This window comes from Kitasatospora sp. LaBMicrA B282, from assembly GCF_050325825.1.
Classification (GTDB): Bacteria; Actinomycetota; Actinomycetes; order Streptomycetales; family Streptomycetaceae; genus Kitasatospora.
The window spans coordinates 1-1,099 of sequence record NZ_JBNQTI010000369.1; the positions used below are offsets into that span (position 1 = coordinate 1).

Annotated in this window: 1 protein-coding gene; it reads left to right on the forward strand. The window is 78.8% G+C overall.

The genetic code is table 11. The features are described from left to right. A partial coding sequence (locus tag ACQRUO_RS39485; protein WP_428321009.1) for a LysM peptidoglycan-binding domain-containing protein occupies positions 1 to 1,099 on the forward strand: 1,099 nt, incomplete at both ends.

The following is a 1,099-nucleotide window of genomic DNA, read 5'->3' on the forward strand; positions in this document are numbered from 1 at the left end:
CCCGCCGCAGGCAGCGGCCGGATCCGGCCCGCCGGCCGGCCGCCGCGGCGGCGCAGTCCGCTGCGCGCGCTGCCGGCCGCCCTCGGTGCGCTGCTGGTGCTGGCGCTGCTGCTGGTCGGGGTGCCCGCGCTGCTGCTCTACGGCACCCACGCGGTGGCCGGGATGGGCGGGTTGGCCGGCCGCACGCTCTGGCAGGCGCTGACCAGCCCGGACGACGGGCAGCTCTTCCTCTGGGCGCTGGTCGGGATCGGCTGGCTCGGCTGGGGCTGCTTCGCCCTCTCGGTGCTGCTGGAGATCCCGGCCCAGCTGCGCGGCCGGGTGGCCCGCCGGCTGCCCGCCTTCGGCTGGAGCCAGCGGATGGCGGCCGGCCTGGTCGGCGCCGTGATCGCGCTGCTCCCGGTGGCCGGTGCCTCGTTCGCCGCCGCTCCCGCCCAGGTCACCGCCGCCGCCGCGCCGGCCCAACTGCTCGCCGCGCCCCAGCACGCGGCGCTGACGAGTGCTCCGGCCGCCGCGCCGCGCCTCGCGCTGCCCGCCGCCGACCCGCAGACGCCCGCCGCCCAACCCGGCCAGCCCGTCTACACGGTGCGGGACAGTCGGCCCGCCGACAGCCTCTGGTCCATCGCCGAGCACCAACTGGGTTCGGGGGAGCGCTGGCAGGAGATCGCCAAGCTCAACGCCGGTCGGGTGATGAACGCTTCGGGTGAGCGGTTCGACGCCGACCGTCCGATCCAGCCGGGCTGGCAGCTGTTGATGCCCGCCGACGCCAGGTCCGACGGCGCGGCCCCCGCCGCAGCCCCGGCGGCGCCGGCCGCTCCGGCCCCCGCCGCGGCCGGCGGGACCGTGACGGTGCACGAGGGCGACACGCTCTCCGCCATCGCCCAGCGGGAGTTGGGCAGCTCCGACGAGTGGCAGCGGCTCTTCGACGCGAACCGGGGGGTGCGGGCGCCGGACGGGGAGACCCTGACCGACCCGAACGTGGTGGTGCCGGGGATGGTGCTGGCCATCCCGGGCGCACCGGCGCAGGCCGCCCCGCCGCAGGTCACTCCGCCACCGGCTGCACCGCCGCAGCAGGCGCCGCCCCAGCAGGCGGCGCCGCCGG